The following is a 1,382-nucleotide window of genomic DNA, read 5'->3' on the forward strand; positions in this document are numbered from 1 at the left end:
TGATTTGACGCGATCCCACCGGCTCCATCGTAAGGGTTATCATCGATATAAAGATACCGTAAATTATAGGCATTAATATTAATTGTTAAATCTGATGATGTGCCGTTACTGCTATAGCCCGTCCGTAACTCATGAGCAATCGCCGATTCATACATCGTACGCCCACCGACCGAACCAAGATTAGTGTCATTGCGGGGAAGCGCCGATGCCAACGTATTGGAGATGGAGTAGCTAACGTTAACGTTAACTTGGATATTGGCATTTCCGGCCAAAGCGCTGCCCCATATACTGAAGGCAGCATTGATATCGGCCAGCACCGCATCGCGGGCTGAGCCGAGATAGTTCCTGGTATCCGAGAGGGTGATGGAAGCCGAAATTGCCATAGGGTTTATCTCAATCTTTAACGATCTGCTGCTGCTGCATCTTGGCTAAAAACGAGCTGGGATCAAGTTAAATCATAAATTTTGAGTTAACATTTCACCTCATACGGGTGTATTATGGGCGCATCAATGCAAACTAAGTTAAAAGGGAGATATGGAGCATGAAGTTATTTGACTATTATCGCTCTTCTGCCGCTTATCGAGTCAGAATAGGCTTGAATTTGAAAGGTTTGAGCCCGGAAAGACACTTCACACACCTCCGTCTTGGCGAACAGAAAGGTGAAAATTACCTAAAAATAAATCCGCAAGGATTGGTTCCAACCCTAGAAACAGATGGGACTTATTTAACACAATCCTTAGCCATCCTAGAATATCTTGACGAGATCGAGTCTGATCCGCCGCTCCTACCCGCAACGCCGCTGGCCCGGGCACGGGTACGCAGCCTCGCGCAGCTCATCGCCTGCGACATTCACCCGCTCAATAATCTGCGCGTTCTGCACTATCTCAAGGGGCCGATGGGGCAAAGTCAGGCGACGGTCGATCAATGGGTCGCCCATTGGATTGAGCAGGGGTTCGCCGCGCTCGAAACGCGCTTGGCGCGGGAGCCCGAAACCGGGCGTTGGTGCCACGGCGATTCCCCCGGTCTGGCTGACTGCGTTCTGGTCCCTCAACTTTATAACGCCCGCCGCTTCAATGTGGCGCTCGACCCTTATCCGACACTGCTGCGGCTTGAGGCGGAAGCGGCGGCCCATCCGGCCTTTGTGGCGGCGCATCCGGCCCAGCAGCCCGACGCCGAAGCCTAGGTGTTTAGTCCCTCGCCGCCCGGTGCGTTTGACGCGCCAAGCGCCTCGCCGGGCGCATCCGCGCCCTTGGCCGCCGCCTCAATGGCGGCTTTTAGAGCCGCACCAGATTAAAGGCGCGCGGCTCTAAAAAAAAAAAAAAAAAAAGAACCGCCCCAGTACTGGGGCGGCTCCGTTTTAACGCGTTGGGAGGTGGAATTAA

Annotated in this window: 2 protein-coding genes; one reads left to right on the plus strand and one right to left on the minus strand. The window is 53.1% G+C overall.

Features of this window, described 5'->3' with window-relative positions; all coding sequences use genetic code 11:
• Positions 1 to 383, minus strand: a 383-nt coding sequence (locus tag VZ95_RS18810) for a hypothetical protein (RefSeq protein WP_045777225.1), incomplete at its 3' end; no start/stop codon positions are given.
• A 158-nt stretch (positions 384 to 541) separates the two neighbouring features.
• Here VZ95_RS18810 and maiA point away from each other — a divergent pair.
• Positions 542 to 1,183: a maleylacetoacetate isomerase gene (gene maiA, locus VZ95_RS18815; protein ID WP_045777226.1), complete on the plus strand. Its 642-nt coding sequence runs from the start codon at positions 542 to 544 to the stop codon at positions 1,181 to 1,183.
• The last annotated feature ends 199 nt before the right edge of the window (positions 1,184 to 1,382 follow it).

The sequence above is a fragment of the Elstera litoralis genome (assembly GCF_000963705.1).
GTDB lineage: Bacteria > Pseudomonadota > Alphaproteobacteria > Elsterales > Elsteraceae > Elstera > Elstera litoralis.

Coding starts and splice junctions, on each gene's coding strand:
- maiA (WP_045777226.1), top strand. CDS start 542: ATGAAGTTATTTGACTATTATCGCTCTTCTGCCGCTTATCGAGTCAGA.